This window comes from Paeniroseomonas aquatica, assembly GCF_030409335.1.
Taxonomy (GTDB): Bacteria; Pseudomonadota; Alphaproteobacteria; order Acetobacterales; family Acetobacteraceae; genus Belnapia; species Belnapia aquatica.
Map to the genome: position 1 here is coordinate 1 of NZ_JAUFPN010000247.1, position 1,031 is coordinate 1,031.

Genomic DNA, 1,031 nt, shown 5'->3' on the forward strand with positions numbered 1-1,031 from the left:
AGCAAAACTGCCTAGCTATTTCTCGGTCGGGACACTAGCCTGGCCGCAACTAACAATGGGAGGAACATCGTTTGCTGCACCGCCGCGCGCTGCTTGCAACACCCATGCTCGCCGCCCTGCCAGTCGCGGGCCGGGCACAAGGGACCTGGCCGGACCGGCCAGTGCGCGTCATTGTCGGCTTCCCACCCGGGGGCTCACTTGATGTCATGACGCGACTGGCCGCCGAGCAAATGTCGCGGCGCCTCGGCCAGCCTTTCGTGGTGGAGACGCGCACTGGCGCCTCCGGCAATATCGGCGCTGAGGCGCTCGCCCGTGCGACGCCTGACGGCTACACCATCGGCACCGTCAGCATGCACAACCTGCTGATCAATCCGCATCTTTTCAAAAGCCTGCCCTATGATCCTGACCGGGACTTCGCCTGGATCAGCGCGATGTGGGACCTGCCCAATGTCGCGGTGGTGGCTCCTCAGCACGTCCCAGTGCGGACCCTTCAAGAATTCGCTGAATGGGCGAAGGCACGGCCCGGCCGGATCAGCTTTGGCTCTTCCGGCGTTGGTACCACCATCCACCTCTCGGGCGCCTACCTGGCCGGCCGTGCGGGCTTCGAGGCGCAGCATGTCAGTTTCCGTGGCGGCGCCCAGACGATCCCGTCGCTGCTCTCGGGCGACATCCAGTACGCAGTGGACAACCTCGCCTCCTACGTCGGGGTGATCCAGGAAGGCCGCATACGAGCACTGGCCGTAGCGTTGCCGCAGCGCTGGCCAGCATTGCCGGACGTGCCGACCATGACGGAGGCCGGCATACCAGGTTTCGAGGTCTCGCCCTGGCATCTATGGGCGGCGCCGCGCGGCACACCGCGGGCGGTGGTGGACCGGATCTCGGCCGAGGTGCGTTCCGCCTGGGCTGATACGGCGTTGCAACAGCGAGCGATTGCGATGGGCGCACGGCTGACCGGCTCCACGCCCGACGAGCTGGCCGCACGTCTGGCGAAAGAGAAGGCTGTCTGGGCGGAAATGGTGAAGGTTAGTGGA

The 1,031-nt window shown here is 66.0% G+C and carries 1 protein-coding gene; it reads left to right on the forward strand.

Annotated features, from left to right (window positions below; translation table 11 throughout):
* Window positions 1-71 precede the first annotated feature (71 nt).
* Window positions 72-1,031, forward strand: a 960-nt coding sequence (locus tag QWZ14_RS29115; protein ID WP_290320568.1) for a Bug family tripartite tricarboxylate transporter substrate binding protein, incomplete at its 3' end; no start/stop codon positions are given.